Consider the following 25,345-nt stretch of genomic DNA (forward strand, 5'->3'; position numbering starts at 1 on the left):
ATTCCATGACCGACACCCCTGCCCTCCTCGACCCCGCCCGGGCCAAGCAGCTCGCCGCCGAATTCGGCCTGAAGCCGGATGAGTACGACCGCGTGCTGGCGATCCTCGGCCGGACGCCCTCGCTCACCGAGCTCGGCGTCTTCAGCGTCATGTGGTCGGAGCATTGCTCCTACAAATCGAGCCGGGTCTGGCTGCGCGAGCTGCCGACCAAGGCGCCCTGGGTGATCCAGGGGCCGGGCGAGAATGCCGGGGTCATCGACATCGGCGAGGGGCTGGCCGCCATCTTCAAGATGGAGAGCCACAACCACCCCTCCTTCATCGAGCCCTACCAGGGTGCCGCGACCGGCGTCGGCGGCATTCTCCGGGATGTCTTCACCATGGGCGCCCGGCCCATTGCGAACCTCAATGCCCTGAGGTTCGGCACGCCGGATGCGCCGCGGATGAAGCGGGTGATCGATGGCGTGGTGCGCGGCATCGGCGGCTATGGCAATTGCGTCGGCGTCCCGACCGTGGGCGGCGAGGTGAATTTCCACCCGGCCTACAATGGCAACCCGCTGGTCAATGCCATGACCGTCGGCATCGCCCCGGCCGACCGCATCTTCCTCTCCGCCGCCGCCGGCGTCGGCAATCCGGTGGTCTATGTCGGCTCCAAGACCGGCCGCGACGGCATCCATGGCGCGACCATGGCCTCGGCCGAATTCTCCGCCGACAGCGAGGAGAAGCGCCCCACCGTGCAGATCGGCGACCCCTTCGCCGAGAAGCTGCTGATCGAGGCCTGCCTGGAGCTGATGGCGACCGACGCCATCGTCGCCATCCAGGACATGGGTGCCGCCGGCCTGACCAGCAGCAGCGTGGAGATGGCCGGCAAGGGTGGCGTCGGGATCGAGCTGGTGCTGGACGACGTCCCGCAGCGCGAGACCGGCATGAGCGCCTATGAGATGATGCTGTCGGAATCCCAGGAACGCATGCTGATGGTGCTGAAGCCCGGCCGCGAGGCGGTGGCCGAGGCGATCTTCACCAAGTGGGAGCTGGATTTCGCGGTCATCGGCCACATCACCGACACCGGCCGCATCACCATCCGCCACAAGGGCGCGCTGGAAGCCGACATCCCCCTCGCCCCGCTGGAGAGCGAGGCACCGCTGTATCGCCGGCCGACCGCCGAGACACCGAAGCTGCCGGTGCTGGATGCCGCCTCGGTCGCCGATCCGCTGGGGCCGGAAGCGGCGCTGCTGAAGCTGGTCGGCAGCCTCGACCTCTGCTCCCGCCGCTGGATCTGGGACCAGTACGACAGCATGGTCGGGGGCCAGACGGCGAAGCGCCCCGGCGCCGCCGACGCCGCGGTGGTCCGCATCGAGGACCATAGCCGCGCCCTGGCGATGACCACCGACTGCACCCCGCGCTACTGCCTGGCCGACCCCGAGGCGGGCGGCGCCCAGGCGGTGGCGGAGGCCTGGCGCAACCTGACCGCGGTCGGCGCGAAGCCGCTGGCGATCACCGACAATATGAATTTCGGCAACCCCGAGAAGCCGGAGATCATGGGGCAGTTCGCCAGCGCCGTGCGCGGCATGGCGGCGGCCTGCACCGCGCTCGACTTCCCGGTCGTGAGCGGCAATGTCTCGCTCTACAACGAGACCGAGGGCCGGGCGATCCTGCCCACCCCCGCCATCGGCGGCGTCGGGGTGCTGGAGGATGTGGCCCAGGCGGTCGGGCTGGCGCTGGCACCGGGGCTCGATCTCGTCCTGATTGGCGAGACGCGGGGCTGGCTCGGCCAGTCGCTCTGGCTGCGCGAGATCGCCGGGCAGGAAGCCGGGGCACCGCCGCCGGTCGACCTCGCCGCCGAGCGCCGCAACGGCGATTTCGTCCGCGGCCGGATCCTGGCCGGGACGGTGAAGGCCTGCCACGACCTTTCGGACGGCGGGCTGCTGGTGGCGCTGGCCGAGATGGCGATGGCCGGCGATACCGGCGCCACCCTGCTGCCGCCCCCCGCCGCCCTGCCCGCCCATGCCCACTGGTTCGGCGAGGATCAGGCGCGCTACCTTCTGGCGGTGACGGATGGCGCGGCGCTGCTGGCCGAGGCCGCCGCCGCGGGGGTGCCGGCCACACGTATCGGCCGCAGCGGCGGGGAGGCCTTGGTTCTGGCCGGCGGCCCATCCATATCGGTGGCCAGGCTGCAGGAGGCGCATGAGCGCACCCTGCCAGCACTGATGGCCGATGGTTGATTCGAGGAGCGCGGACGGATGGCGATGCAGCCGGGAGAGATCGAGGCGCTGATCAAGGCGGCGCTGCCCGACGCGCAGGTGACCATCGAGGATCTGGCCGGGGATGGCGACCATTACGCCGCCACGGTCGTCTCCGAGAGTTTCCGCGGCAAGAGCCGGGTGCAGCAGCACCAGCTCATCTACGCCGCCCTGCGTGGCCGCATGGGTGCCGAGTTGCACGCCCTGGCGTTGCAGACCTCGGCCCCTGCCTGAACCTGGACCAAGCCCCGCGCGCCCGATCGCGGAGCAGCACTGCGTCAGCCAGCAGCGAAGCGTGAATCGGCCGCGCTTCCGAGCGAAGTGAGGAAGAGAGCATGACCAACCCCGCATTCGAGCGCATCGAGGCCGAGATCAAGGCGACCCCCGTGGTGCTGTTCATGAAGGGCACCCCGGTGTTCCCGCAGTGCGGCTTCTCCGCCCGGGTGGTGCAGATCCTCAGCCACCTCCAGGTGCCCTTCAAGGGCGTCAACGTGCTCGAGGACATGGAAATCCGCGAAGGGATCAAGGCCTACACCAACTGGCCGACCATCCCGCAGCTCTATGTCGGTGGCGAGTTCGTCGGCGGCTGCGACATCGTGATGGAGATGTTCCAGGCCGGTGAGCTGCAGAGCATGCTGAAGGACAAGGGCGTCCCGGTCGCCGCCGAGGCCTGATGCGGCGCCACGCAGGCCGGCAGCGCCTGCGCGGGACGATGGCTCCGGAGGCGGATGCGTCCGGGCCTGCGGTAGCGGGCTGACCTTGAACGGTCAGCCTGCCCTGGCGGGGGCGCCAGGGCCTCAGTCGTCGCGGTGGACGCGCTCCATCCGCTCGTGCCGCTCCTGCGCCTCGATGGACAGGGTGGCGATCGGGCGGGCTTCCAGGCGGCGCAGGCCGATGGGCTCCCCGGTTTCCTCGCAATAGCCGTAGGTCCCGTTCTCGATCCGCTCGATCGCCTGATCGATCTTGGAGATCAGCTTGCGTGCCCGATCCCGGGTGCGAAGCTCCAGCGCGCGGTCGGTCTCGACACTGGCCCGGTCGGTCAGATCGGCCTCGGTGATTCCGCCGGCCGAAAGGCTTGCCAGGGTATCTCCTGCCTCGCGCAGCAGGTCCTGGCGCCAACGCAGCAGCTTCTGGCGGAAATATGCCAGCTGCTGCGCGTTCATGAACTCTTCGTCGTCAGTGGGTCGGTAGTCTGGCGGCAGCGTTATCAGCATGTTCTGGACGGCCCCAAGCCTCCGAAGGTCCGGGCCCGTCGCTCCGGCTCCCGAGGCGGGCCGGACCATACAGGTGTGCCCTCCCCTACGCCAAGGGGTTGCGACCTCGCAAATTCCTGATAGATCGTGGTTTTCATTCAGCCGACACGAAAAGGTTCCCGCCGCGGCGGGCGATTTCTACGTGAGCGCGCAGAACCACCCCCTGCACCACTACCTGTAGCTCGGGGTCGGCCCCCGCATCCCCCGGCGTGAGCGCCGCCAGCCGCTCCAGCCGCGCCGGGTCGACGCCACCGGCGAGCAGATCGAGCTGCAGCCCGGCCAGTTCCTCCAGCAGCGACTCGGCCCGTTGCCGTGCCGCGGCATCCCGTCGGGCTGCCTCCCCACCCTCCTGCAGGGCGAGCAGGCCGAGCCCGAGCGGGCCGGCCGGCGCCACCGCGGCTACCCCGGCGCCTGCGCCGCTGCCCGCGGCCGGCAGGCTGAAGCCCCCGCCGGTCCGCCCCCCTCGCACCCCGCCCACTGCCCCGCCCACTGCCCCGCCCGCTGGCGCACCGCCGCCCGCCCTGCCGACACCACGCATTTCCTGCCTCCTCTGCCCCGCCGGCCCGGCAATCCGCGCCGCCGCCCGGCAGACCCTGCCGCCCTGGCCCCGCCCAAACCCTGGCACGGCCGTTGCTGTCCCGGCCTACCGGGCGGCAGGGCGACACGCGCCGGGACCGCCGTCAGCGGATCGGAGACGAGCTTGGCCGAAAATGCTTTCGCAAGCGCGAAGAGCTCCCTGGCGATGGCCGCCCTTGCCGGGCTGCTCGCCTTGTTCGGTGGCCCCGGGGCGGCGGCGCAATCGGTCCGGATCAAGGATATCGCCGACATCGAGGGGGTCCGCGACAACCAGCTGGTCGGCTACGGGCTGGTGGTCGGACTGGCCGGCACCGGTGACCGGCTGCGGACCGCGATCTTCACCCGGCAATCGCTGGTCGGCATGCTGGAACGCCTCGGCGTCAACACCCGCGACAATGAGGTGCGGCTGGACACCCGCAACATCGCCGCGGTGATGGTCACCGCCAACCTGCCGGCCTTTGCCCGGCCGGGCAGCCGGATCGACATCGCGGTCTCGGCGCTGGGCGACGCCACCAACCTGCAGGGCGGCACCCTGCTGGTCACCCCGCTGCTCGGCGCCGATGGCGAGGTCTATGCGGTGGCCCAGGGCGCCGTCGCCACTGGCGCGATCGCGGCCCGTGGCGCCGCCGCCAGCATCCAGCGCGGCGTGCCGACCAGCGCCCGCATCGCCAATGGCGGCATCGTCGAGCGCGAGGTGCCCTTCGCCTTCTCCGGTCGCAATACGCTGCGGCTGGCGTTGCGCAATCCGGACCTGACCACCGCCCGGCGGATCGCCGTCGCCATCAACCGCGGCGCCGCCGGCACCGCCACCGCCACCGATCCGCGCACCGTGGCGCTGAACCTGGTGGGGCGGGATGCGATCTCCTTCCTCGCAGGGATCGAGCAGCTGCGGGTGGAGCCGGACATGATGGCCCGGGTGGTGATCGAGGAAGCCTCCGGCACCATCGTCATGGGCGCGAACGTGCGGGTCTCCACCGTGGCGATCGCCCAGGGAAACCTGACCATCCGCGTCACCGAGACACCGCAGGTGAGCCAGCCCAACCCGCTCGCGGCCGGCGAGACGGTGGTGGTGCCGCGCACCGGCATCGAGGTGGACGACCAGGCGGAGCGCCGCGTCGGCGTGCTGAACGGCGGGGTCAGCCTGCAGGAGCTGGTGCGCGGGCTGAACTCGCTCGGCGTCGGCCCGCGCGACCTGATCAGCATCCTGCAGGCCATCAAGGCGGCCGGGGCGCTGCAGGCCGAGATGGAGTTGCGGTGATGGACGGCCTGCAGCGCGATGCGCCGGGCTTCGCGGCAGGCCGAGGTGGAGCCGCGCTGATGGATGACACGGTGGCCATGGCCCGCCGCGCCGCGGCACCGCCCCGGCTGCGCGAGGCGGCCCGCGCCTTCGAGGCCCAGGCCTTCGCCGCCCTGCTGAAACCCGCCTTCGCCACCGCCGACCCCAGCCGTGGCCCGCTTGGCGGCGGCGCGGCGGAGGCGAGCTGGCAGCCGATGCTGGTGGACGCCATCGCCCGGGCCGCGACCCGCGGCGGCCAGGGGCTCGGCCTTGGCGACGCGATCCTGCGCGAGATGCTGCGCCGGCAGGGCGAGACCCCCACCCCCGAGGAGACCCCGAGGCCATGATGATCGATGCCCTGATCCATGCCGGCCAACGCCTGGCCGAGGCGCTGCGCGCCGAGAACGAGGCGCTGGCCGCGCTCGACATGCCGCGCGCCGCCGGGCTGGCCTCGGCCAAGCTGCAGGCCTCGGATGCCTTTGCCGCGGCCTGCGCGGCGGCGACGCGGCTCGGCGGTCAGGCCGATGGCCCGTCGCGGCGGAGCGCCGAGGAGATGGCGGCGCGGCTGCAACGCCTGGGGGCCGAGAACCGGGCGCTGCTGGAACGCGCCATCGCGATCCAGGCGCGGGTGATAGAGACCATCGCCGGGGCGGCGCTGCCGAAGGCCGTGGCGCCGGGCTACGGCGCCATGGGCCGGCCAACGGCGCCGCGCAGCGCGCCTGCCATTGCGGTGGCTACGCGCGCCTGAGGGCGCGACGGCTCCGCGCGCCTGAAGGGCGCGACGGCCACGCGCGCCCAACAGATGCGACAGCTACGCGGCCTGAGGTCAGCCCTGCTTGTTCATCAGCTGCTTGACCTCGCCCATCGCCTCGGTGAAGCGCGCGTTCAGCAGGGACAGCGCCTCGGTGTTCGATTTCTGGATGAGGTCGGCGACCTCGCGCATGTTGTTCACCGCCTTCTCATAGGTCGCCTTCAGCAGCTCCGCCTGGCGGGCGGCCTTGGCCTGCGGAGATTCCTGGGTGGCGAGGCTGCTCATCGCCTCGGTCATCTCGGACATCGCCGATTGGAGGATCTCCATGTGCCGGCGGGCGACTGCCTGGGCGCCCTCCAACGCCACCCGGTTGGCGGCCGAGAGCGCCTCCAGGTTGCGGCGCTGCGCCGCCGCCAGCGCATCCATGTCCGGCATCGCGGGCAGACGGAAGTCCGCCAGCATCCGCATGAGGTCATTCGCCGGCCGGTTCATGTTGTCTGCCATCGGTGTCCCTCCGCCTGTTGGTCAGGCTTCTCCTCGCGTAGCGCGGATCGCCCTGTGACGGAAACGCCCGAGGGGGCGAAGCCGTTCTTTTAACAAGAGCTTATAACGGCGTCCCTGCCCTGGTCAGGCGCCGGCATCGAGACGCAGGCCGCGTGCCACCCGCTCCGCCTGGTCCAGCGCGCGGTCGAGCGCCGCCATGGTGGCGCCGAGGTCGGGTGACTCATCCCGCGCCCAGGCGCGAAGGGTGGCCAGCCAGACCGCGGTCAGCCCCTTCGCCCGGGCCAGGCCGGGCAGGCCGGCGGTGCTGATCTCGGCTGCCTCCAGCATCCAGGCCATGGCGCGTGGCATCTCGGCCAGCAGCAGCAGCGCCAGCAGCGGGTCGCGCCGCAGATCCTCCAGCAGGCGGGTGATGCCGGCGCGGTGCGGCTGCAGGACATCGACGCGGCGCATGATGGCGTCGAAGACGCGGTCGCGCGGGCTGCCCGGCTGGCCGGGGATGGTGCCGGCCAGCACCAGCTGGTCGGTCACCCGGGTGTGCAGCCGCAGCAGCGCAAGCGGGCCAGGGCAGCGCCGGCGCAGTTCCGCCGCCGGAACGCCGGAGGCGGCGACGATCCGCGCCATGGTCACGCCCGGCCATCCATGGGTTGCCACGACCTGCCAGAGGGCGGCGACGAGGCGGGTGTCGATATCCTGGGGCTCGCTCATGGGCGTCGAGTGTGCCGCCGGGACACGCGGGCGGGAAGGGTGAACGGCGGGAAAGTGTGGATTGGGGGCCAGCCCCCCGCTGGGGAGACCGGCGTCCCCCCAGACCCCGGCGTGAGTCCAAAAGGCGGGTGGCCGACCTGGGGGCTCAGGGCGGAGCCTGACCTAACCAAGCAGGCATTTTCCGCATCGAAACCGGATGCGCGGATCGAGCCCGTGCATGACGGAAGGGCCAGCGCCCCCCGCCCTCACCCCGCCAATTCCCGCGACCGCGCCGTTGCCGCGGCGATGGCCTGGTTCATCAGCCGCGGCCAGGCCTCGGGTGCCATCAGCACGGCCAGGGCCCGTTCGGTGGTGCCCTTCGGCGAGGTCACGGCCTTGCGCAGCGTCGCCGCATCCTCGCTGCTGGCGGCGAGCAGCGCGCCGGAGCCCGCCACCGTGGCCCGCGCCATGCGGCGCGCCAGCTCGGTCGGAACGCCTTCGGCGATGGCCGCCACCTCCATCACCTCGGCCAGCAGGAAGACATAGGCGGGGCCGCCGCCGGAGACGGCGGTGACCGGGTCGATCAGCGACTCATCCTCGACCCAGGCGGTCTCGCCGATGGCCGAGAGCAGCCGGTCGGCCAGCGCCTGCTGCGCCGCGGTCACGCCAGGGCCGGGGAAGCCCACGGTGAAGCCCTGCCGCACAGCCGCCGGGGTGTTGGGCATGGCGCGGATGATCGCCGCCCCCTCGCCCAGCGCCGCCCGCATGCCGGCGACGTTCCGCCCGGCCATGATCGAGACGAAGACGGTCTCCGGCGTGGCGAAGCGGGCGAAGCCCGGCAGGGCGACGGCGGCCTCCTGCGGCTTGATCGCCAGCACCACGGCGGAGGGGCGGAAGCCGGCGGGGATGGCGGCAGCGTCCGGCACCACCTTCACCCGGCCGGCGAAGCCCGCGGCGGCGGCGGCGTTGGGCTCGACCACCACGGCCTCGGTCAGGCCGCGTTCCAGCCAGCCGGACAGCATCGCCCCGCCCATCTTGCCGCAGCCGACCAGCAGCAGCGGCGGCAGCGTATCGGTGGCCATGGTATCCCTCCTCGGCGAATCAGGGGAGCGAAGCTGTCAGGCCGTGGGCGCCACGTCCAGCGGTTGGCGCGGCGCCGCCGATGCGGCAGGCTGCATCGGCGCCGTTCGGAGAGGAAACGCATGCCCGTCATCGACAATGCCGCGGCGCCGGAGATTCCCTGGCGCCCCGGCTACCGCGTCTTTCCCCTGGCGGGGCCGGCGCAGGGGGTGGCGACGGCGACCAGCCGGGCGGAGATCCAGCCCGGCGCCGGCGCGCCGCTGCATATCCACACCGACCTCGATGAGGTGCTGATCGTCACCGCCGGAATGCTGGAGCTGCGGATCGGCGAGGCGCGGCAGATGGTGGGGCCGGACCACACCATCGCCATCCCCGCCGGCACGCCGCATGGATTCGTCGCGGTGGGGTCGGAGCCGGCCCGCACCTTCACCTTCTTCGCCCGTACCGGCGCCTTCGCCAGCACCGTCTTCCTGGAAGGCGAGCCGCCCGCAGGTGGAGCGCTGCGATAGGATCCGCGGCCTGAACCCTGGCAGGTTCAGGGCACCTTGCCCCACTCATGTCATGGCCGGGCCTGACCCGGCCATTCGTGGTTTCACGGGTGCGGCCGTTCAGGCTTCGCCCACGCAATCCAGCATCGCTGCCTGCAAGGCATCCGCCGGCCCCTTGCCGCCCCAGAGGACGAATTGGAAGGCCGGGAAGAAGCGCTCGCATTCGGTGATCGCGATATCGACCATGTCCTCCAGGCTCTCGGCGCTGGCGCCAGGGGCGCCCCGCAGCAGGACGGAGTGGCGGAACACCGGCACCCCATCCTCCGACTCCAGGCCGAAATGCCCAAGCCAGAGCCTCTCATTCGCCATCGCCAGCAGCTCGAACAGCTTGGTCCGGCCTTCCGGCGGCACCTTCAGGTCGAAGGCGCAGGAGAAATGCATGGCGCTGATCTCCGGCGACCAGGAGAAATACAGTCCGTAATCGCACCATTTGCCCGGTGCCTCGGCCGCCATCTCACCATCGGAGCGGCGCTCGAAGGCCCACTCATTGGCGGCGACGATCTGTTCGAGGACATCGAGGGGGTTGGTCGCCTTCTCGCGGTCAAGGGCCATCAAGCCTGACATCGCGGCACCTCCTCTTCCCGTATGCAGTGGCTGACCGGCTACCGAGTCTTGCGTGACCCGGCCCGAATCATCCACCACCAATAGATTACGCAGTTGCGAAACGCAGTAGCAAGGGTGCCAGTTGCGGACCCGGCCCGTGGCGGCGGAAGTCAGCCGACCAGCGGCGCCTGCGGCGGTGGCGCGGGCCCCGCCGGCGGCTCCGCGGTGGCCGAGGAGGAGGGAATCGGCGCGCCCTCCGCCATCATCACCGGCTGCGGAACGCTCCCGGCCAGCCGTTCCTCAAGCGACCGGAGCCGGGCCTCAAGCGCCTCGACCCGGGCCTCAAGCGCCTCCTCCGCCTCGCGCGCCCGGCGGGCGAGCTCCATGGCGGCGTCGAGGTCCTCGCGCTTCACCAGCTCCAGCCGCTGCACCGCGGCGTCGATTTGCGAGCGGACCGCCTGCTCCACCTCCGTGCGTGCGCCGGCGAGGGCGGAAAAGGCGCCGCCGGCCACCCCAGCCAGATCGTCGAAGAAGCCGCCACGCTTGCGGCCGCCACCGGTCTCATTCATCTGCTGCCTCCTGCATTCAGCCGCTGCCGATTCGGGTTCCTCGTTCCGGTCCCCGACCGCGTGCCAAGCCTCGCCCTTCTCTGCCGCACCGCGGCGCCCTATACCCCGCGCCGGCCCGGCGCAACGCCGCGCGCTGCCCGGGCGAAGGATCAGGCCGATGTATCTCGTCACCGGCGGGGCCGGTTTCATCGGCTCCCACCTCGTTGCCGCCCTTGCCTCCCGTGGCGCCGAGGTGATGGTCGTCGACCGCCTCGGCCATGGCGAGAAGTGGCGCAACCTCGCTGCCCCCACCATCGCCGGCCTGCTGCCGCCGGAGGAGCTGGAGGATTTCTGGTCCGCCGCCCCGCCGATCACCGCCGTGCTGCATATGGGGGCGATCAGCGCCACCACCGAGACCGATGGCGATCTCGTGGCCGCGACCAATCTCACCCTGCCGCTCTGGCTATGGAACGCCTGCGCCGAGCGCGAGGTGCCCTTCGTCTACGCCTCCTCCGCCGCCACCTATGGCGACGGGTCGCAAGGCTTCTCGGACGATGCCTCGCCGGAGGCCCTGGCGCGGCTCCGGCCGCTGAACCTCTATGGCTGGTCGAAGCTCGCCTTTGACCGGCGCGTCGCACAGCTGCTCGAACGCGGCGCGGCGGCGCCGCCGCAATGGGCAGGCCTGCGCTTCTTCAACGTCTATGGCGCGCATGAGGCGCACAAGGGCCGGATGGCCAGCGTGCTGTTCCACAAATACCGCCAGGTGATGCAGGGCGAGGCGGCGACGCTGTTCCGCTCCGACCGTCCCGGCATCGCCGACGGCGAGCAGCAGCGGGACTTCGTCCATGTCGATGATTGCGTCGCCGTGATGCTCTGGCTGCTGGACAACCCGCAGGTTTCCGGGCTGTTCAACCTCGGCTCCGGCCGCGCCCGCAGCTTCCTCGACCTGGTGCGGGCGATGTTCGCCGCGCTCGGCCGGGCGGAGGAGATCCGCTTCATCGACATGCCGGACGACCTGAAGGGCAAGTACCAGTACTTCACGGAGGCCCCGCTGGAGACGCTGCGCACCGCCGGCTTCGCTGGCCAGATGACGCCGCTGGAGGAAGGGGTGCGTCGCACCATCGCCCAGTACCAAGCCCTGGACGCCGCTCGCTGATGCTCTTCGCCATTCCCTTCCCGATGATCGATCCGGTGCTGGTCGAGATCGGTCCGCTCGCCATCCGCTGGTACGCGCTGGCCTATATCCTCGGCATCGTGCTCGGCTGGTGGCTGGCCAAGCGGCTGGTGGCGCTGCCGCCGCGGGCGGCGACGCCCGAGCAGGTGGATGATTCGGTCACCTGGGTGACGCTTGGCATCATCCTCGGCGGAAGGCTCGGCTATGTGCTGTTCTACCGGCCGGACCACTATCTGGCGCATCCGGCGGAAATCCTCGCGGTCTGGACCGGGGGGATGTCCTTCCACGGCGGCGCGCTCGGGGTGGTCATCGCGCTGCTGCTGTTCTGCCGGCAGCAGAAGCTGGACCCGCTGGCCTTCGCCGACCGGGTGGTCTCGGTGGTGCCGATCGGGTTGTTCCTCGGGCGGCTGGCGAATTTCGTCAACGGCGAGCTGTGGGGCCGGGTCACCGACGTGCCCTGGGCCATGGTCTTCCCGACCGGCGGGCCGGAGCCGCGCCACCCGAGCCAGCTCTACCAGGCCGGGATGGAGGGGCTGCTGCTGTTCCTGCTGCTCCAGCTTCTGGTCCGCACCCCGGCAATCCGGGCGCGGCGCGGCTTCGTCACCGGCGCCTTCCTGGCGGGCTATGCCGTGGCGCGCTCGGTCGGCGAGATCTTCCGCCAGCCGGATGCCTATCTCGGCTTCCTGCTGGCCGGGCTCACCATGGGGCAGCTGCTCTCCCTGCCGATGCTGCTGGCGGGGGTGTGGCTCATGCTCCGGGCGCGGCCGGCACCGCAAAGGCTGGGGGCCTAGCCCGCTGGAACGCCTCGACCACTACATGGCCCGCGCGGTCGCCGCCTATTACGCGGCGCGGGAGCCCTTCGGCGCCGGCGGCGACTTCACCACCGCGCCGGAGATCTCCCAGGCCTTCGGCGAATGCCTCGGCCTCTGGGCGGCGGTGACCTGGGAGGCGATGGGAAGGCCCGATCCGGTGCTGCTGGTCGAACTCGGCCCTGGCCGCGGCACCTTGATGGCCGATGCGCTGCGCGCGGTGGCCGAGGTGGCACCCGGCTTCCGCGCCGCCCTCCGGGTGCATCTGGTCGAAGCCTCGCCCCGGCTGCGGGCGGCCCAGGCGGCGCGCATCCCGGATGCGCAATGGCATGACGGGCTGGCGAGCCTGCCGGACGGCCCGGCGCTGGTGCTGGCCAATGAATTCCTCGATGCCATGCCGATCCGCCAGTTCATCCGGCGCGGCACCGGCTGGACCGAGCGCTACGTCGCCGAGGGCGCCTTCGTCGAACGCCCCGCCGAGGACGCCCCCGCCCTGCCGCCGGACACCCCGGAAGGCACGGTGGCGGAGCATTCCGCCGCCGGCCTCACGCTGGTCCGCGCCCTGGCACGGCGCTGCCGCGACCAGGGCGGCGCCGCCCTGCTGCTCGACTACGGCCCGGCCGAGGCGGTGCTCGGCGAAAGCCTCCAGGCCATGGCCGTGCATGGACGGGCGGAGGTGCTGGCGCCGGCGGGCACGGTGGACCTGACCGCCCATGTGCTCTTCGCCCCGCTCGCCGCCGCGGCGCGGGAGGCGGGTGCGGCGGTGCACGGGCCGCTGCCGATGGGGCTGTTCCTGCAAAGGCTCGGGATCATGAGCCTCGCCGCGCTGCAGGCCCGGCGGGCGCCGCAACTGGCGCGGCAGATCCTCTCGGGCGCCGAGCGGCTGGTGGCGCCGGAGGCGATGGGGCGGCTGTTCAAGGCGCTCTGCCTGTGCCATCCGGGGCTGCCGGTGCCCCAAGGATTCGAGCCTGCATGAGTGATGCCGAATACCTGACGACGCCGGCGCTGGCCCGCCTCACCGGCCTCGCGCATGGCTTCTTCACCCGCCGCGGCGGGGTCTCGGACGGGCCATGGGCGGCGCTGAATTGCTCGCTCTCCGGCCAGGACGACATCGGGCGGGTACGGGAGAACCGCCGCCGGGCGATGGCCGCCTTCGGGCTGGACCGCCCGGCGCTGCATGGTCTGACCCAGGTGCATGGCCCGGCGGTGGCGGTGGTGGACGCGGCCGGCTGGGCCGAAGGCCAGGGCCCGCGCGCCGATGCGCTGGTGACCCGGCGCGCCGGCATCGCCCTCGGCATCGTCACCGCCGATTGCGCCCCGGTGCTCTTCGCCGATGCCGAAGCCGGGGTGATCGGCGCCGCCCATGCCGGCTGGCGCGGCGCGGTGGCCGGGGTACTGGAGGCGACCGTCGCCGCCATGGCGGCCCTCGGCGCCGCGCCCGGCCGCATCCATGCCGCCATCGGCCCCTGCATCGGCCAGGCGAGCTACGAGGTCGGCCCCGACCTGCGGGAGGAGGTGCTGGCCCGCGACGCCACCGACGCGCGCCACTTCGGCCCGGGCCGGCGGGAGGAGCGCTGGCAATTCGATCTGGCCGGCTATTGCGCCGCCCGGCTGGCCCGGCTTGGCCTGGCGGTGGTAGAGACGGCCGACACCGACACCCTGGCGAATGAAGAGAGGTTCTTCAGCCATCGGCGGCGGACCCTGGCGAGGGGTGGGCCGATCGGGCACCAGCTCTCGGCCATTGCCATCCCGGCCTGACCTCATGCCCTACATGGTGCAGTTCATGATCCTGACGCTGATCACCATGATGGTGGCCTGTGCGATATTGTAGGCTTCTCCTGGGCGGCCTGCTCGTCGCCCTGTCTGGCTGCGGCGACCTGCCACAGCCCTACCGCGGCCGGCCGGGCGAACAGGCGCAGCGGCTGGCGGTGCCGCTCGCGGTGCGGCTGGCGGTGCCGCCGCCGCAGCAGGCGCTGTTGCCCGACACCGCCGCCACCGCCCTGGCCGAGGCGGTTACCACCGCGCTTCAGGCGCAGGAGCTGCCGGCCGTCGCCACCGCCACCCCGCTGCCGCTCGACTGGCTGGTGGAGGTGACGGCGGAGCGGCAGGGCGCGATGGTGCAGCCGCGCTTCCGCCTGCTGGATGCCGACCGCGCCTCCCAGGCCAGCGCCGATGCCGCGCCGGTGACGCTGCGTGACTGGGCCGAGGCGGCGCCGGAGACCTTCGCCCGGGTCGCCGCCGAGGCCGCCCCGGCGCTGACCCGGCTGCTGCTGCAGGTGGAGGCGGCGCGGAAGGCGACCGACCCGCAATCCCTGGCCGCCGGGCCGCCGCGGCTGCGCATGGCCGGGGTGCGCGGCGCGCCGGGCGACGGCAATGCGGCGCTGGCCGCGCGGATGCGGGATTTCCTCGGTGGCCAGGGCTTCGTGGTGCAGGATGCCGCCGATGGCGCGCAATATGCCGTCGAGGGCGATGTCGTCGTGGCCACCGGCACGCCGGGGCAGCAGCGGGTGGAGATCCAGTGGATCGTCAGCCGCCGCGACGGGCATGAGCTCGGCCGGGTGGTGCAGATCAACGAGGTGCCGAACGGGCGGCTGGCCCGGCTCTGGGGCGACATCGCCTATGTGGTGGCCGAGGAAGCCGCCAACGGCGTGCGCACCGTGGTGGCGAACGCCCAGGCGGCACCGGCGACCACCCAGCCGGCGACCCAGTGACGGCCTGCCGGGGGATGGCCCTGGACCAGGTTCCGGTTGACCGGTGGTGCTCCAGAAGCATTTGAATGCACAGTGGTTTTTCCACGCGGGCTGTTTCCGGTCTGCGTGGAACTGCTCTAAGGCACGATCCGCCGGACCGTATCGAAGCCGACCGACAGCCCGCCCATCACCAATTGCAGGTCGCCGCTGCTGCCCTGCCGCTCGGCGGCGGTGATGCGGGCGCGGACGGTCGCCTCCACCGCCTGTGGGTTGCCCGCCGCATCGCGCCCGGCGACGGCGAAGCGGTAGGCGCCATCGGCCTGCTGCACGCCGGCGGCATTGCGGCCGTCCCAGCTCCATTCCGTGCTGCCGGTGCCGAGGGTGACCACCTCCGAGCGCAGGGTGCGGCCGCTGCCATCCAGCACCGTCACCGTCGCGGTGCGCGCCGCCCCGGCCGGCGGCAGCACCAGCATGGCCGCGCCGCCCTGCAGCGCGAGCCGTTCGCTGGCAACCTCCACGGTCTTGCCGAGTAGCCCTTGCGCGGCGGTCACCTGCGAGGCCTGCTGCAATCCGATCAGCTTCTCCAGATTGGCGTTCATGCTGATCTGCTGCTCGACCTGGGAGAAGGCGACGAGCTGGTTCGTCATCTCCGTGGTGTCCATCGCCTTGGTCGGGTCCTGGTTCTTGAGCTGCGCCGTCAGCATGGTCAGGAAGGTGCTGAAATCCTTGCCGAGGGTCGCGCCCGCGGCCCTGCTGCCGGTGGCGCTGGCGCTGGTCGGGGATCCGATGGTGCCGGACATGGGGGACGCTCCGTTCAAACGGCGATGTCGAGAAGCGATCGGCCGGGGCGCCGCGGCGCCGGCTCCGGCGGCAGGGGGGCGGAGCCGGCCGGGCCTTGGCCACCGGGGCGCCGGTCGCCGGGCCCGGCGCCCTGGCCCTGGCCGCCACCCGCGCCGGTGGACAGGCCGAAGCTCATGCCGCCCGCCGGCACCTGCACCCCCGCCTGGGCCAGGCTGCGGTCGAACTCGCGGGCGTCGCGCTGCAGCAGCGCGAGGGTCTCCGGCCGCTCCGCCAGCACCCGCACCGCGGCGATATCGCCGGCGGCGTCACGCTCGATGCGCACCTCGACCCGGCCGAGCGTCTCCGGCTCCAGCGCCACGGTCAGCCGCGCCGGCCGGCCGGGCGTCATGGCCAGGGCGATGGCGACGGGCGCGGCCTGGCGCGCGGGCGGGGGTGGCGGCCGGGTGGAGGCAGCGGGTGCCTCGGCCAGGACCGGGTCGAGCGGTGGAGCAAGGTCGGGGGTGGGATGAGGGATGGCGCCGGCGATCGGTCCGGGCTCGGCGCGGAGCGCGGTGGCCGGGGCCATGGTGACCGGCTGCTCCGCCGCCCGCTGCGGTGGCTGAGGCGACGTCCCGTCCGGCGGGGCGGGTAGGCTGGCTGCCACCGCAGTGGCCGTCTCTCCTTCAGGGATGGGATCGGCGAAGGTGGCGTCCCGGTCGGTGCCTGGCCGCGGCGCGGCGGTGGCTGCCGCCGTGGTGGAGTCGCCGGGCCCCACGCCGGCGATGGGCGGCGTCACATTGCCCCCCGGCGGTACGGCTGCGGCGGTGGCGAGCGATGGCGCGGCCGAGGCCAAGCCCGGCGTGTCGCCATCGAACCCGGCAACCAGGACGGTGCGGGCGGCTGACCCCGGGCTGGCATCGGGCGCCATCCGCGGCGCCACCACGGGGGACGATCCTAGCAGGGACACCGGCGCCGGCGGCCCCGGCTGTCCCTGCGCCGTCGCTGCCGACGCTGTCAGCGGCGGCGGACCGGCCCCCGGTGCAGCCACGCCCGGCATCGCGCCGGATGCCCCGTCCTGGTCGCCACTTGCCGGCTCGTCCGTTGCCGCGACCGGCGGCGGGGCCGGGATCTGAGGCGAGGGTACCCACTGCGCTGGCGGCGTGGCGGGGTCAGACGGCGTCTCCGCCGGCACGTCCTCGGCCAGCGGGTCAGGCTCCGTCGGCGCGGCCTCCGCCGGCCTGGGCTCGCCCACCGGCGGGCTGCCGGTCCCGGCAGCGGCGGCCGGCCCAAGCAGGGCTTCAGGACCGGATGGCAACCCGGCCGCCGGCACGGCCGTTGCGGCGTGCCCGGCCGTGGCCGGCGGGGCGGGCCGGGCCAATGCCATCGCCGCGGCTTCGGCCGCGCCATCGGCTGGCTCGGCGGCCCCGGCGCCGGGCGAAGGGTCGGCGCCGATCGCCTTCGGTCCTTGCCCCGCCTGACGCAGCGTGGCGGCGAAATCCCCGCCTCCGGCGCGCGCCTGGGCATTCGGCGGGCGTCCGGTGGCCTGGGGCAGCGGCAGCAGGGCGGCGTCCATCGGGATCCGATCTTCGGTGGCCGGCAGGCGGCGCCGGCGTCACCAGTTGGTGCGAGCGGCGGGCCAGCGGATTCCGTCCCCGACCCGGCAAGCCCGGCGCAGCGCCCGGCAAAGCCTGCCGCCTAGGCGGCAGCACCGGCCCATCCCACCCCGGCAATCGCGCCAGGCCGTTGGCACGCCGCCTGCAGTGCCGCCCCGGCCACCCCTGCCCTGCCAGCCGCCCCAGCCGGAGCCTCGCCCATGTCCCTGTTCGGCTCGCTCACCGCCGCCATCAGCGGCCTCACCGCGCAGAGCCGCGCGCTCGGCCATATCTCCGACAATGTGTCGAACAGCCAGACCGTCGGCTTCAAGCGCGTCGATACGAATTTCGTGTCCTACCTCACGCAATCCACCGCCTCGGTCCACCTGCCCGGCGCGGTGATCGCCCGGCCGGCCTATACCAACACCTCCCAGGGCACGATCGAGCAATCGGAGGTGCCGCTGGCGCTCGCCATCGGCGGCCAGGGCTTCTTCGCCGTGGCCCAGGCGCGCGGCACGGTGAACGACCAGCCGGTCTTCGACGACCGGCAATTCTTCACCCGCGCCGGCGACTTCCGCCTCGACCAGGATGGCTATCTGGTGAACGGCTCCGGGTACTACCTGAAGGGCTGGCCGTCCGACGCCGCCGGCAACCCTGACCGCACGACCCTGGAGCCGATCCGGGTGAGCCAGCAGGTGTTCAACCCGGTCGCCACCAGCCGCATCGCCCTCGCCGCCAACCTGCCGGCGACCGCGACCGCCGCGCCGATCAGCACTCAGATGCAGCTCTATGACACGCTCGGCACGCTGCACACGGTGAACCTCACCTTCACCGCCAACGGCGACAATGACTGGACGATGAACATCGACGTGCCGGATGCGCTGACCCCGGCGACCGGCAGCGCCCAGCTGCTGTTCGGCGCCGCCGCATCGCCCGCGGCGCCGGATGGCACCATCGGCAGCATCGGCAGCGCCACCGGTACGGTCGCCGCCCCCGCCGCCAACGCCACCGGCGATCCGGCCGACGTCAGCTTCACCGTCGATTTCGGCCAGGGCCCGCAGACGGTGACGCTCTCCCTCGGCAGCTTCGGCCTTGCGCAGGGGCTGACGCAATTCGCCGACACTGAATTCGCGGTGCGCAACCGGGAACAGGATGGCGTGCCGCTCGGCGCCTATGCCGGGCTGACCATCGGCAACAACGGCGACATCTCGGTGAACTACGACAATGGCCAGAGCCGGGTCGTCGCCCGGGTGCCGCTGGTGGCGTTCAACGACCCCGAGCAACTGCAGCGGCTGGACGGGCAGGCCTTCATGCGCACGCCGGACTCCGGCGAGGCCCGGGTGACGGATGCCGCCTCCAACGGTGTCGGCAAGATGATCGTCGGCTCGATCGAGCGGTCGAACGTCGATATCGCCGCCGAATTCACCAAGCTGATCGTCGCCCAGCGCGCCTACACCGCCAACACCAAGGTGGTCACCGCCAGCGACGAGATGCTGCAGGACACCATCAACATGCGGCGCTGACACGCCGCGCGTGACGTCCAGGGAAAAGCTGCGCCGCCATGAGCCTCGACCTCGCCCTCACCATCGCCCGCAGCGGCCTGGCCGCGGTGCAGCGCAGCCTGAACCAGGCATCGCAGAACGTCGCCAACGCCGACACCGAGGGCTACACCCGAAAATCCCTCGTCCAGACCGCGGTGACGATCGGCGGCCAGCCGGCCGGGCTGCGGACCGCCGAGGCGCAGCGGGCGGTGGACAGCGCGCTTCTCGACCGCATCCAGACCGCGACCGCCAGCGCCGCCGGGGCCGCCGCGCGCGAACGCCTGCTGAGCGGGATCGAGCAGGCGCATGGCGCGGTCGGCGCCGGCACGACCCTGGCCGATGCGGTCGCCGCGCTGCAGTCGGGCTTCATCGCGCTGCGCGCCACCCCGGCCGACGCCGGCGAGCAGCGCGCGACGCTCGACGCCGCGACCACGGTGGCGGCGCGGCTGAACGAGGTTTCGGACGCAATCGGCACGGCCCGGCAGCAGGCCCAGGACGGGCTGGTGGATGAGGTCGCCAGTGCCAATGCGGCGCTGCGCGAGATCGCCGCACTGACGCTCCGCATCCGCATCGGCATCGAGGGCGACACCGCGGCGCTGGAGGACCAGCGCGATGCCGCGGTGGCGCGGCTGGCGGAATCGGTCGAGGTGCAGGCGGTGCGGCGGCCGGGCGGCGACATGGTGATCATCGCCCGCGGCGGCATCGTGCTGCCGCTCGACCCGGACCGCGACGTGCTCGGCGTCGGACAGGCCACGGTGGCGCCGGAGGCCTTCTATGGCGCCGGCGGGACGCTGCCCGGGGTGACCTTGAACGGCATCGACATCACCGCGCAGCTCCGCGGCGGGCGGATGGGCGAATACCTGGCGCTGCGCGACCGCACCCTGCCGCGGCTGCAGGCGGAGACCGACCTGGCCGCGGCGAATCTCGCCGGCCGGCTCGCTGCCCAGGGGCTGACCCTGTTCACCGACCGCGACGGCAGCAGCGTACCGGACATCGGCCAGCCCTATGCCGGCAGCAGCCAGCTCGGCTTCGCCGGGCGGATCACGGTGAACCCGGCGGTGACGCTCGACCCCGGCCTGCTGCGCGACGGCACCGATGCGATCAGCGGCAGCCCGGTCGGCGCCAGCGACTTCACCCCGAACCCGAGCGGCGGCCCGGCCGGCTTCACCACCCTGCTCGACCGGGTGCTGGAGTTCAGCTTCGGCGCCAATGCCGCCGCCGGGATCGCCTGGCCGACGATCGCCACCGCCGGGCTGGGGCCGGATGGCAGCCTCGCCTCGCCCTTCGCCGCGCCCGCGAGTTTGGCCGGCTATGCCGAGCGGGTGACCACGGCGCAGACCGCGGAACGCGCCGCCGCGACCGACAGCCGAACCGCGGCGGAGGCGCTGCGCAACGCGCTCAGGACGCGTTTCGCCATTGCCTCCGGCGTCGATGTCGATGCCGAGATGGCGTCAATGGTGCAGCTGCAGAATGCCTATGCCGCCAATGCCAGGGTGATGGGCACCCTGCAGTCGATGTGGGATTCGCTGCTCGGGGCGGTGCGCTAGAGAAGTTTCACCCGGACCGGAGACGGTCTTCGCAAGGACTGTGACCCGGAATCAGACGCTTCTGAGCACGACCTTCAGGCTGACCGATACGGTCAGCCTGAAGGTGCTCTGGCGGCAAGCTGCGTGGTTGAGAGGAGACCGCCCGCATGGACATGCTGACCCGGCTGGATGCGGATACCGCCGCGCTCCGGCTGCGCATGCAGCAGCAGACCCGGCAGATGAGCACCGGGCTGCGCTCCGATCTGCTCGGCGACCTGGCCGGGCAGCTGCCGCGGCTGCTGGACCTGAGGGCCGAGATTGCGCGGCGCGACGCCTATACGCAGTCGATCGGCCAGGCGCTGGCCCGCACCCAGGCGACCCAGACCGCGTTGGCCCGGCTCAGCGAAATCGCGCGCGAGTTCGGCAACGACGTTGCGATGAAGCTCGACGCCAATGATCCGGAGAGCATCCCGCTGATGGCCGAGCGGGCGAAGCTGGCGTTGGTCGAGGTGGGGCAATTGCTGAACACAAGGTCGAATGGCGAGTACCTCTTCGCCGGCTCGGATTTCGCCAACCCGCCGGTGCCAGATCCGAACGGCCTGCCGGGCAGCAGCTTCGCCACGCGGATCGCCAGCGCGGTCAGCAGCCTCGGCGGCGGCAATGCGGCGGCGGTCGCCGCCGATACCATGGCCGCGCTGCTGGACGACAGCGCCGGCAACAGCCCCTTCTCACCCTTCCTCCAGGCCGGCGGCGCCGGCCTGGCCGAGGGCCAGCGCACGGCGCCGTCCGGCGAGGGCGTGCAGACCGCCTTCGGCATCATCGCCAACCGCAATGGCGCGGCGGTCAGCCAGGGCGAGACCAGCGGCGCCTGGGCGCTGGATCTGCTGCGCGGCCTCGCCAGCATCGCCGCGCTGACCCCGGCGCAGGCGGCCGACCGCACCGATTTCCGCGACCTCAGCATCGCCATCCGCGAGGGGCTGCGCAGCGCCGCGGGCGCGCTGGCGGATGAGAGCGGCGCGCTCGGCCTCGCCGAGCAGCGGCTGGAGGCGAGCCGGACCCGCCAGCAGACGATGCGCGACGCGCTGGAGTCGCAGGTCGCCGATATCCAGGAGGTCGATCTGGCGGCGACCCTGACCCGGCTGAAGGCGACGCAGACCACGCTGGAGGCCAGCTACACCGCGCTCGGCCGGCTCGGCGAGCTGAGCCTCGCCCGCTACCTCGCCTGACGCCATGTGGATCGTTCCGCCTGCTGTGATGCGGCGCCGGCCCGACTTCAGGCGATGTTAAGCGCGCGGTGCGAGACTCCGCTGGCCCAATACGGCGCGGCTTCGAAAGGAATGCTTATGTCCACGCTGGTGCTCGAACTGCGTCAGGGCGATCTGATGGTCGTGAATGGTGCGCCGATCCGCTTCCGCAACCGCACCCGGATCGAGCTGGCGGCCAAGGCGCGCTTCCTGTTCGGCAAGCAGATCATGGCGCCGGAAGCGGCGACCACACCGGCCCGGCGAATCTATTTCGCACTGCAGACCGCCTATATCGGCACCGACGAGGAACGCGCCCAGGGTCTCGATCTGGCGCGCGCGCTGATCGGCGAATTCCAGTCCGCCACCACCTCGACGCTGGCGCGGGAGATGCTGCGCACCGCCCTCGCCCTGGCCGAGGGGGATGATTGCTACCAGGCGCTGAAACTGTCTCGCCGGGTGATGCGGCATGAGGAGGAGATCCTCGGCCTGCCCCCGCTGATGCCGGTGCGGCAGACCCAGCCGCGCCCCGAGGGCTAGCACGCAACCGGCGAAGGCCCGTCACGCAGCTCTGAACGCCGCAGCCCGCCACGACGGCACATAGTGATGGCCCGCACCGCGCCATCGCGGTGCGTTGCGGCCATTGCGGCCCCAGCCCGGTGACCGCGCGACACGGCATCTGATCCGGGAGAATTGCCATGTCCATCGGGAATTTCTGGCCTTCAGGCATTTTTTTCCTCGGCAATGGCGATGATGTCTTCGACTCCTCGCTGGAGCCGGGCTGGACCAACCGGTCATGGGTCTTCGGCGGCAATGGCGACGACAGCATCACCGCCATCGCGCTGCCGCCGACGATCGAGGGCCGCCTGCTGGCGAGCGGCGACAATGGCGACGACACCATCCGCCTCGAAGCCTCCAACAGCGTGGCGCTCGGCGGCCGCGGCAATGACGTGCTGACGGCCATCGGCGGGCTGGGCAACTACCTGGACGGCGGTCCGGGCGAGGATCTGCTCATCAGCTTCGGCGGCGGCAGCGGCATGGACCCCGGCAATACCCTGAGCGGGGGCTTCGGCACGGACGCGTTCCGCTTCACCAATGCCGGGAACCTCGTCGTGACGCATGACGCCGGGCAGGACGGCAGGGTGTCGGATGGCGATGTCTTCCTCGGGCCGATGGATGTGATCACCGACTACCGAAGCGGCGAGACCATCGAACTGCGCAGCTTCGAGGGGCCGGAGGAGGTCCCGCCCTATGAGCTGGTGGAGGAGGTGGCGCTGATCACCGATCCGCTTTCGGCGGACCGCTTCCGCCCGGTGGTGGGCGATGGGGAATTCGCCCTGTTCCGGGGCCACTTCTCCGGCGGCAACACCTTCATCGTGGCTCAGCACGGGCGTGACCTGCTGGTGGTCTACGACGCCTTCAACGGCCAGGACGACGAGATCGCGCAGGGCTCGCTGGTGCTGCGCGGCTTCACCGACGAGTCTGGCGTGATGATCGCCTGATCCGGCGGCGCCGGGTCCGGCCGCCCACGCCGGAGCAGATCGCGGCGCTGCGGCGCTTCGCCCGACGACGGCTACGGCGGCCGATTCAGCCGGGGCCGATGGGCGGCGGCGCGGGCGATGGCGGCGTGGTCACGGCCGACGCCGATGGCGTGGCCACGGCAGGCGTCTTCACCTCGGCCGGAGTGGATGCGGCCGTGAGCGACGCCGCCCTGGCTGCGCCGGAGCCGGGTTCCTGTCCTGGCTTCGGCACTCCGGCCTGCGGCCGCAGGCCCGGGGCGCTGGCGGCCCGCTTGCCGGCATCGCGGTAGGCGGCGAGTTCCCGTTCAGTCGGCAGGGTGGCGACCACCTCGCCCCGGTCGTCGCGGAATTGCAGCACCACCAGGCCCAGCCCCGGGTCGAGCCGCAGCGCCGGATTCGGCATGGCCGAGGAACTGGGCGCCGCCGTCGCCACCGAAGGCACCGACGCCACCGCCGCCGTCGGCGCTTCGGGCCATGCCGCCGGCGGACGGGGCGATGTGAGGGGCGGGAGGGCATTCATGGGCGATGCCGCCCATGCAATGACAACAGGCATGAAGACTTCGTAAGTCCCGATGGCAACCGCCGGGATTTGACGCTCCCGCTGCACGGGGCGATGGTCGCGCCCTTGTCGTCGCCGCACCGAATCCAGCTCCTCACCGCTGTCAACGCCGCCCTGGGCGGCGGGCTCCTGCATCTGTTGCAGGTCCCGCTGGCCTGGATGATCGGCGCCATGCTGGCGACCGCGATGCTCGCCTGGAGCCGGCCGGTCGGCATGCCAGGCTGGGCGCGGCCTGGCGGGCTGGTGTTCCTCGGCCTCGCCCTCGGCGCCAGCTTCAGCGGGCCGGTGCTGGCGGCGGTGACCTCGGCGCTGCCGGTGATGCTGCTGGGCGGCCTGCTCGCCATCCTCTCCGGGCTGGTGGTGGCGCGGCTGTTCACCCGGCTGGCCGGGACCGATCACCAGACCGGATTCTTCTGCGCCGTCCCCGGCGGCATCCTGGTGATGGCCATGCTGGCGCAGGAGGCGAAGGCGAATGTCGCCACCGTCACCCTGGCGCAGACCATGCGGGTGCTGGTGGTGGTGCTGAGCTTCCCGCCGCTGCTCGGCTGGCTGGCGCCGCATGGCGATTATGCGGAGTTCACCGCGGCGCGGCTGCCGTTCTGGTGGCCGGGGCTGCTGGCGATGGCGGCGGCGGGCCTCGCCCTCGCCTTTCCGCTGCGCCGGCTCGGCATCGCCAACCCCTGGATGCTGGGGCCCTGCTTCCTGGCGATCGGGCTGGCGGCGACCGGCCATCTGCCCTCCTCCGTGCCGGTGCCGCTGGTTGACGCGGCGCAGGTGGCGATGGGGGCGACGCTCGGTACCAGGCTGACGCGGAGCTTCCTGCTCGCCTCCCAGCGGCTGGCGATCGCCTCGATCCTGGCCGCGGTGGTGCTGTCGCTGCTGCTGACGGTGCTGGCGGTGCTGGTCGCCTGGGCCAGCGGGCTGCCTGTGGCGGCGATGATCCTGGGCCTTGCGCCTGGCGGCATGCCGGAGATGGCGCTGACCGCCAAAGCTCTGGAGCTGGGGGTGCCGCTGGTGCTGGGCTTCCACCTGACGCGGACGGTGCTGTGCAACCTGCTGGTCGGGCCGATCCACCGCCTCGGGGTGCGGTTCGGGCTGCTCTAGCATTCCCCACGAAACCGCTGCGCAGTGCCGCGGGACCCGGTTGGTCCCTCCCGGTGGGCGCTTCGGGACGCCGCTGTCACTCTCGCCGCAGCACGCCATCCACCAGCCGGTCGGCCCAGGGGCGGGACTGAAAGCTGCGGCGCAGCGCCGCCTCGTCATACTCGTCCCGCACCCAGTCGAGGAAGGGCTTCGGCCCCGCCGCCCGCGCCGCGGCATAGAGCTGGAAGAAGGCGTCGAGGATGCCGGTGCGGCTCTGCCGGACATGGCCGTGGCGCAGCGAGAGCTGGGCCAGCGCCACCTCCGGCGGGCGTCCCTGCAGCAGCAGCCAGATGCCGGCGGCAAGTCCGGTGCGGTCGGCGCCCGACTTGCAGTGGATCAGCACCGGCTCCGGCAGGCCGCGGAAGATCTCCGCCAGCCGCAGGATGCGGTCACGGTGCGGCGCACCGCGGCTCTCGAAGGGCGCGTCCACATGGTTCAGGCCGAGCGCCGCCGCCGCCGCCCGGCCGAGCTGGTCCGAACCGCACTCCTGGCGGTGGCCACGCAGGTTGACGACGCTCCGCAGGCCGAAGCGGCGGGTCGCCTCGCGCAGTTGCCAAGGCAGCGGGTGGTTCGAGCGGTAGAGCCGGCCGCTCTCCACCACCCCCCAGTTCCGCCAGCCGAGCCGCAGCAGGGCGTGGTCGACGAACAGGCTGTTGAGCCAGGCCCGATGGCCTGGCGGCGGCAGGGTCGCGGCGGGAAAGGTGGACATGCGCGGGATATGCGGCGCGGGGCGCTGCCGTGCCAGGGGAAAAACGCCTTGCGAAAATGCC

General features: G+C 72.3%; 29 protein-coding genes. 18 read left to right on the top strand and 11 right to left on the bottom strand.

What is annotated here, in order from left to right:
- Positions 1–5: 5 nt before the first annotated feature.
- The 3 genes from purL to grxD all read left to right on the top strand — a co-directional run bounded on the left by purL (position 6) and on the right by grxD (position 2,911).
- A complete protein-coding gene (purL, locus tag H7965_RS00450) occupies positions 6–2,219 on the top strand; it encodes a phosphoribosylformylglycinamidine synthase subunit PurL (protein ID WP_186768550.1) in 2,214 nt (737 codons plus the stop codon).
- An 18-nt stretch (positions 2,220–2,237) separates the two neighbouring features.
- On the top strand, positions 2,238–2,471 hold the full coding sequence (locus H7965_RS00455; protein WP_186768551.1) for a BolA family protein: 234 nt from the start codon (positions 2,238–2,240) through the stop codon (positions 2,469–2,471).
- 101 nt (positions 2,472–2,572) lie between these two features.
- Entirely contained in the window at positions 2,573–2,911 is a 339-nt protein-coding gene (grxD, locus tag H7965_RS00460; RefSeq protein ID WP_186768552.1) for a Grx4 family monothiol glutaredoxin, read from the top strand.
- Between the two features lie 123 nt (positions 2,912–3,034).
- Here grxD and dksA read toward each other — a convergent pair whose 3' ends face one another.
- On the bottom strand, positions 3,035–3,451 hold the full coding sequence (gene dksA / locus H7965_RS00465) for an RNA polymerase-binding protein DksA (RefSeq protein ID WP_390624544.1): 417 nt from the start codon (positions 3,449–3,451) through the stop codon (positions 3,035–3,037).
- A 133-nt stretch (positions 3,452–3,584) separates the two neighbouring features.
- Complete coding sequence (locus H7965_RS00470; RefSeq protein WP_186768553.1) at positions 3,585–4,028, bottom strand: flagellar assembly protein FliX; 444 nt, start codon at positions 4,026–4,028, stop codon at positions 3,585–3,587.
- 204 nt (positions 4,029–4,232) lie between these two features.
- Between H7965_RS00470 and H7965_RS00475 the strand changes: the two genes are divergently transcribed.
- The 3 genes from H7965_RS00475 to H7965_RS00485 are packed head-to-tail and all read left to right on the top strand — an operon-like array spanning position 4,233 to position 6,090.
- Positions 4,233–5,324 (top strand): flagellar basal body P-ring protein FlgI, encoded by a 1,092-nt coding sequence (locus H7965_RS00475; RefSeq protein ID WP_186768783.1) that lies wholly within the window; start codon positions 4,233–4,235, stop codon positions 5,322–5,324.
- Positions 5,324–5,689: a rod-binding protein gene (locus tag H7965_RS00480; RefSeq protein ID WP_229682424.1), complete on the top strand. Its 366-nt coding sequence runs from the start codon at positions 5,324–5,326 to the stop codon at positions 5,687–5,689. Before H7965_RS00475 ends, H7965_RS00480 begins: the two co-directional genes overlap by 1 nt.
- On the top strand, positions 5,686–6,090 hold the full coding sequence (locus H7965_RS00485) for a hypothetical protein (protein ID WP_186768554.1): 405 nt from the start codon (positions 5,686–5,688) through the stop codon (positions 6,088–6,090). Before H7965_RS00480 ends, H7965_RS00485 begins: the two co-directional genes overlap by 4 nt.
- A gap of 78 nt (positions 6,091–6,168) precedes the next feature.
- Here H7965_RS00485 and H7965_RS00490 read toward each other — a convergent pair whose 3' ends face one another.
- From H7965_RS00490 to proC, 3 genes are all read right to left on the bottom strand, one after another.
- Entirely contained in the window at positions 6,169–6,597 is a 429-nt protein-coding gene (locus H7965_RS00490) for a phasin family protein (protein WP_229682425.1), read from the bottom strand.
- 123 nt (positions 6,598–6,720) lie between these two features.
- Positions 6,721–7,302 carry a ubiquinone biosynthesis protein COQ9 gene (locus tag H7965_RS00495; protein ID WP_186768555.1) on the bottom strand — a complete coding sequence of 194 codons (582 nt, stop codon included), beginning with the start codon at positions 7,300–7,302 and terminating at the stop codon, positions 6,721–6,723.
- Positions 7,303–7,547: 245 nt separating this feature from the next.
- The gene (gene proC / locus H7965_RS00500) at positions 7,548–8,363 is read right to left on the bottom strand and encodes a pyrroline-5-carboxylate reductase (RefSeq protein ID WP_186768556.1); all 816 of its coding nucleotides are present in this window, start codon (positions 8,361–8,363) and stop codon (positions 7,548–7,550) included.
- A gap of 120 nt (positions 8,364–8,483) precedes the next feature.
- Between proC and H7965_RS00505 the strand changes: the two genes are divergently transcribed.
- Complete coding sequence (locus H7965_RS00505; protein WP_186768557.1) at positions 8,484–8,870, top strand: cupin domain-containing protein; 387 nt, start codon at positions 8,484–8,486, stop codon at positions 8,868–8,870.
- Positions 8,871–8,969: 99 nt separating this feature from the next.
- Here H7965_RS00505 and H7965_RS00510 read toward each other — a convergent pair whose 3' ends face one another.
- Both H7965_RS00510 and H7965_RS00515 read right to left on the bottom strand, forming a co-directional pair.
- Positions 8,970–9,473 (bottom strand): type III secretion system chaperone family protein, encoded by a 504-nt coding sequence (locus tag H7965_RS00510; protein ID WP_186768558.1) that lies wholly within the window; start codon positions 9,471–9,473, stop codon positions 8,970–8,972.
- Positions 9,474–9,622: 149 nt separating this feature from the next.
- Entirely contained in the window at positions 9,623–10,021 is a 399-nt protein-coding gene (locus H7965_RS00515) for an accessory factor UbiK family protein (RefSeq protein ID WP_186768559.1), read from the bottom strand.
- Between the two features lie 157 nt (positions 10,022–10,178).
- Between H7965_RS00515 and rfaD the strand changes: the two genes are divergently transcribed.
- From rfaD to H7965_RS00540, 5 genes are read left to right on the top strand one after another with little or no spacing between them, the layout of a single operon-like run.
- The gene (gene rfaD / locus H7965_RS00520) at positions 10,179–11,156 is read left to right on the top strand and encodes an ADP-glyceromanno-heptose 6-epimerase (RefSeq protein ID WP_186768560.1); all 978 of its coding nucleotides are present in this window, start codon (positions 10,179–10,181) and stop codon (positions 11,154–11,156) included.
- Complete coding sequence (gene lgt, locus H7965_RS00525) at positions 11,156–11,965, top strand: prolipoprotein diacylglyceryl transferase (RefSeq protein ID WP_186768561.1); 810 nt, start codon at positions 11,156–11,158, stop codon at positions 11,963–11,965. The genes rfaD and lgt overlap by 1 nt, the downstream gene beginning before the upstream one ends.
- A 25-nt stretch (positions 11,966–11,990) precedes the next feature.
- Entirely contained in the window at positions 11,991–12,959 is a 969-nt protein-coding gene (locus H7965_RS00530; protein ID WP_186768562.1) for a class I SAM-dependent methyltransferase, read from the top strand.
- Positions 12,956–13,741, top strand: a complete 786-nt coding sequence (pgeF, locus tag H7965_RS00535; RefSeq protein WP_186768563.1) for a peptidoglycan editing factor PgeF — start codon at positions 12,956–12,958, stop codon at positions 13,739–13,741. The genes H7965_RS00530 and pgeF overlap by 4 nt, the downstream gene beginning before the upstream one ends.
- A 59-nt stretch (positions 13,742–13,800) precedes the next feature.
- The gene (locus H7965_RS00540; RefSeq protein ID WP_186768564.1) at positions 13,801–14,694 is read left to right on the top strand and encodes a hypothetical protein; all 894 of its coding nucleotides are present in this window, start codon (positions 13,801–13,803) and stop codon (positions 14,692–14,694) included.
- 116 nt (positions 14,695–14,810) lie between these two features.
- On the opposite strand, the gene H7965_RS00545 is transcribed toward H7965_RS00540, so the two are convergent.
- Together H7965_RS00545 and H7965_RS00550 are read right to left on the bottom strand one after the other, a co-directional pair.
- Complete coding sequence (locus H7965_RS00545; RefSeq protein WP_186768565.1) at positions 14,811–15,473, bottom strand: flagellar hook assembly protein FlgD; 663 nt, start codon at positions 15,471–15,473, stop codon at positions 14,811–14,813.
- A gap of 14 nt (positions 15,474–15,487) precedes the next feature.
- Positions 15,488–17,026 carry a flagellar hook-length control protein FliK gene (locus H7965_RS00550; RefSeq protein ID WP_186768566.1) on the bottom strand — a complete coding sequence of 513 codons (1,539 nt, stop codon included), beginning with the start codon at positions 17,024–17,026 and terminating at the stop codon, positions 15,488–15,490.
- Between the two features lie 240 nt (positions 17,027–17,266).
- Between H7965_RS00550 and flgE the strand changes: the two genes are divergently transcribed.
- From flgE to H7965_RS00575, 5 genes are all read left to right on the top strand, one after another.
- Positions 17,267–18,568, top strand: a complete 1,302-nt coding sequence (gene flgE / locus H7965_RS00555) for a flagellar hook protein FlgE (RefSeq protein WP_186768567.1) — start codon at positions 17,267–17,269, stop codon at positions 18,566–18,568.
- Positions 18,569–18,606: 38 nt separating this feature from the next.
- Positions 18,607–20,133 carry a flagellar hook-associated protein FlgK gene (locus tag H7965_RS00560; RefSeq protein ID WP_186768568.1) on the top strand — a complete coding sequence of 509 codons (1,527 nt, stop codon included), beginning with the start codon at positions 18,607–18,609 and terminating at the stop codon, positions 20,131–20,133.
- Positions 20,134–20,279: 146 nt separating this feature from the next.
- Positions 20,280–21,338, top strand: coding sequence for a flagellin (locus H7965_RS00565; protein ID WP_186768569.1), 1,059 nt, complete (start codon positions 20,280–20,282; stop codon positions 21,336–21,338).
- A 117-nt stretch (positions 21,339–21,455) separates the two neighbouring features.
- The gene (locus H7965_RS00570; RefSeq protein WP_186768570.1) at positions 21,456–21,893 is read left to right on the top strand and encodes a flagellar biosynthesis repressor FlbT; all 438 of its coding nucleotides are present in this window, start codon (positions 21,456–21,458) and stop codon (positions 21,891–21,893) included.
- A 158-nt stretch (positions 21,894–22,051) separates the two neighbouring features.
- Positions 22,052–22,855 carry a hypothetical protein gene (locus tag H7965_RS00575; protein WP_186768571.1) on the top strand — a complete coding sequence of 268 codons (804 nt, stop codon included), beginning with the start codon at positions 22,052–22,054 and terminating at the stop codon, positions 22,853–22,855.
- A gap of 85 nt (positions 22,856–22,940) precedes the next feature.
- On the opposite strand, the gene H7965_RS00580 is transcribed toward H7965_RS00575, so the two are convergent.
- A complete protein-coding gene (locus H7965_RS00580) occupies positions 22,941–23,567 on the bottom strand; it encodes a hypothetical protein (RefSeq protein WP_186768572.1) in 627 nt (208 codons plus the stop codon).
- Positions 23,568–23,570: 3 nt separating this feature from the next.
- Between H7965_RS00580 and H7965_RS00585 the strand changes: the two genes are divergently transcribed.
- A complete protein-coding gene (locus H7965_RS00585) occupies positions 23,571–24,536 on the top strand; it encodes an AbrB family transcriptional regulator (protein ID WP_186768573.1) in 966 nt (321 codons plus the stop codon).
- Positions 24,537–24,612: 76 nt separating this feature from the next.
- Here the strand turns inward: H7965_RS00585 and H7965_RS00590 are convergent, their stop codons facing one another.
- Positions 24,613–25,284: a tyrosine-protein phosphatase gene (locus tag H7965_RS00590; protein ID WP_186768574.1), complete on the bottom strand. Its 672-nt coding sequence runs from the start codon at positions 25,282–25,284 to the stop codon at positions 24,613–24,615.
- Between the last annotated feature and the right edge of the window lie 61 nt (positions 25,285–25,345).

Source organism: Siccirubricoccus deserti, from assembly GCF_014283215.1.
In the GTDB taxonomy this organism is placed as follows: domain Bacteria; phylum Pseudomonadota; class Alphaproteobacteria; order Acetobacterales; family Acetobacteraceae; genus Siccirubricoccus; species Siccirubricoccus deserti.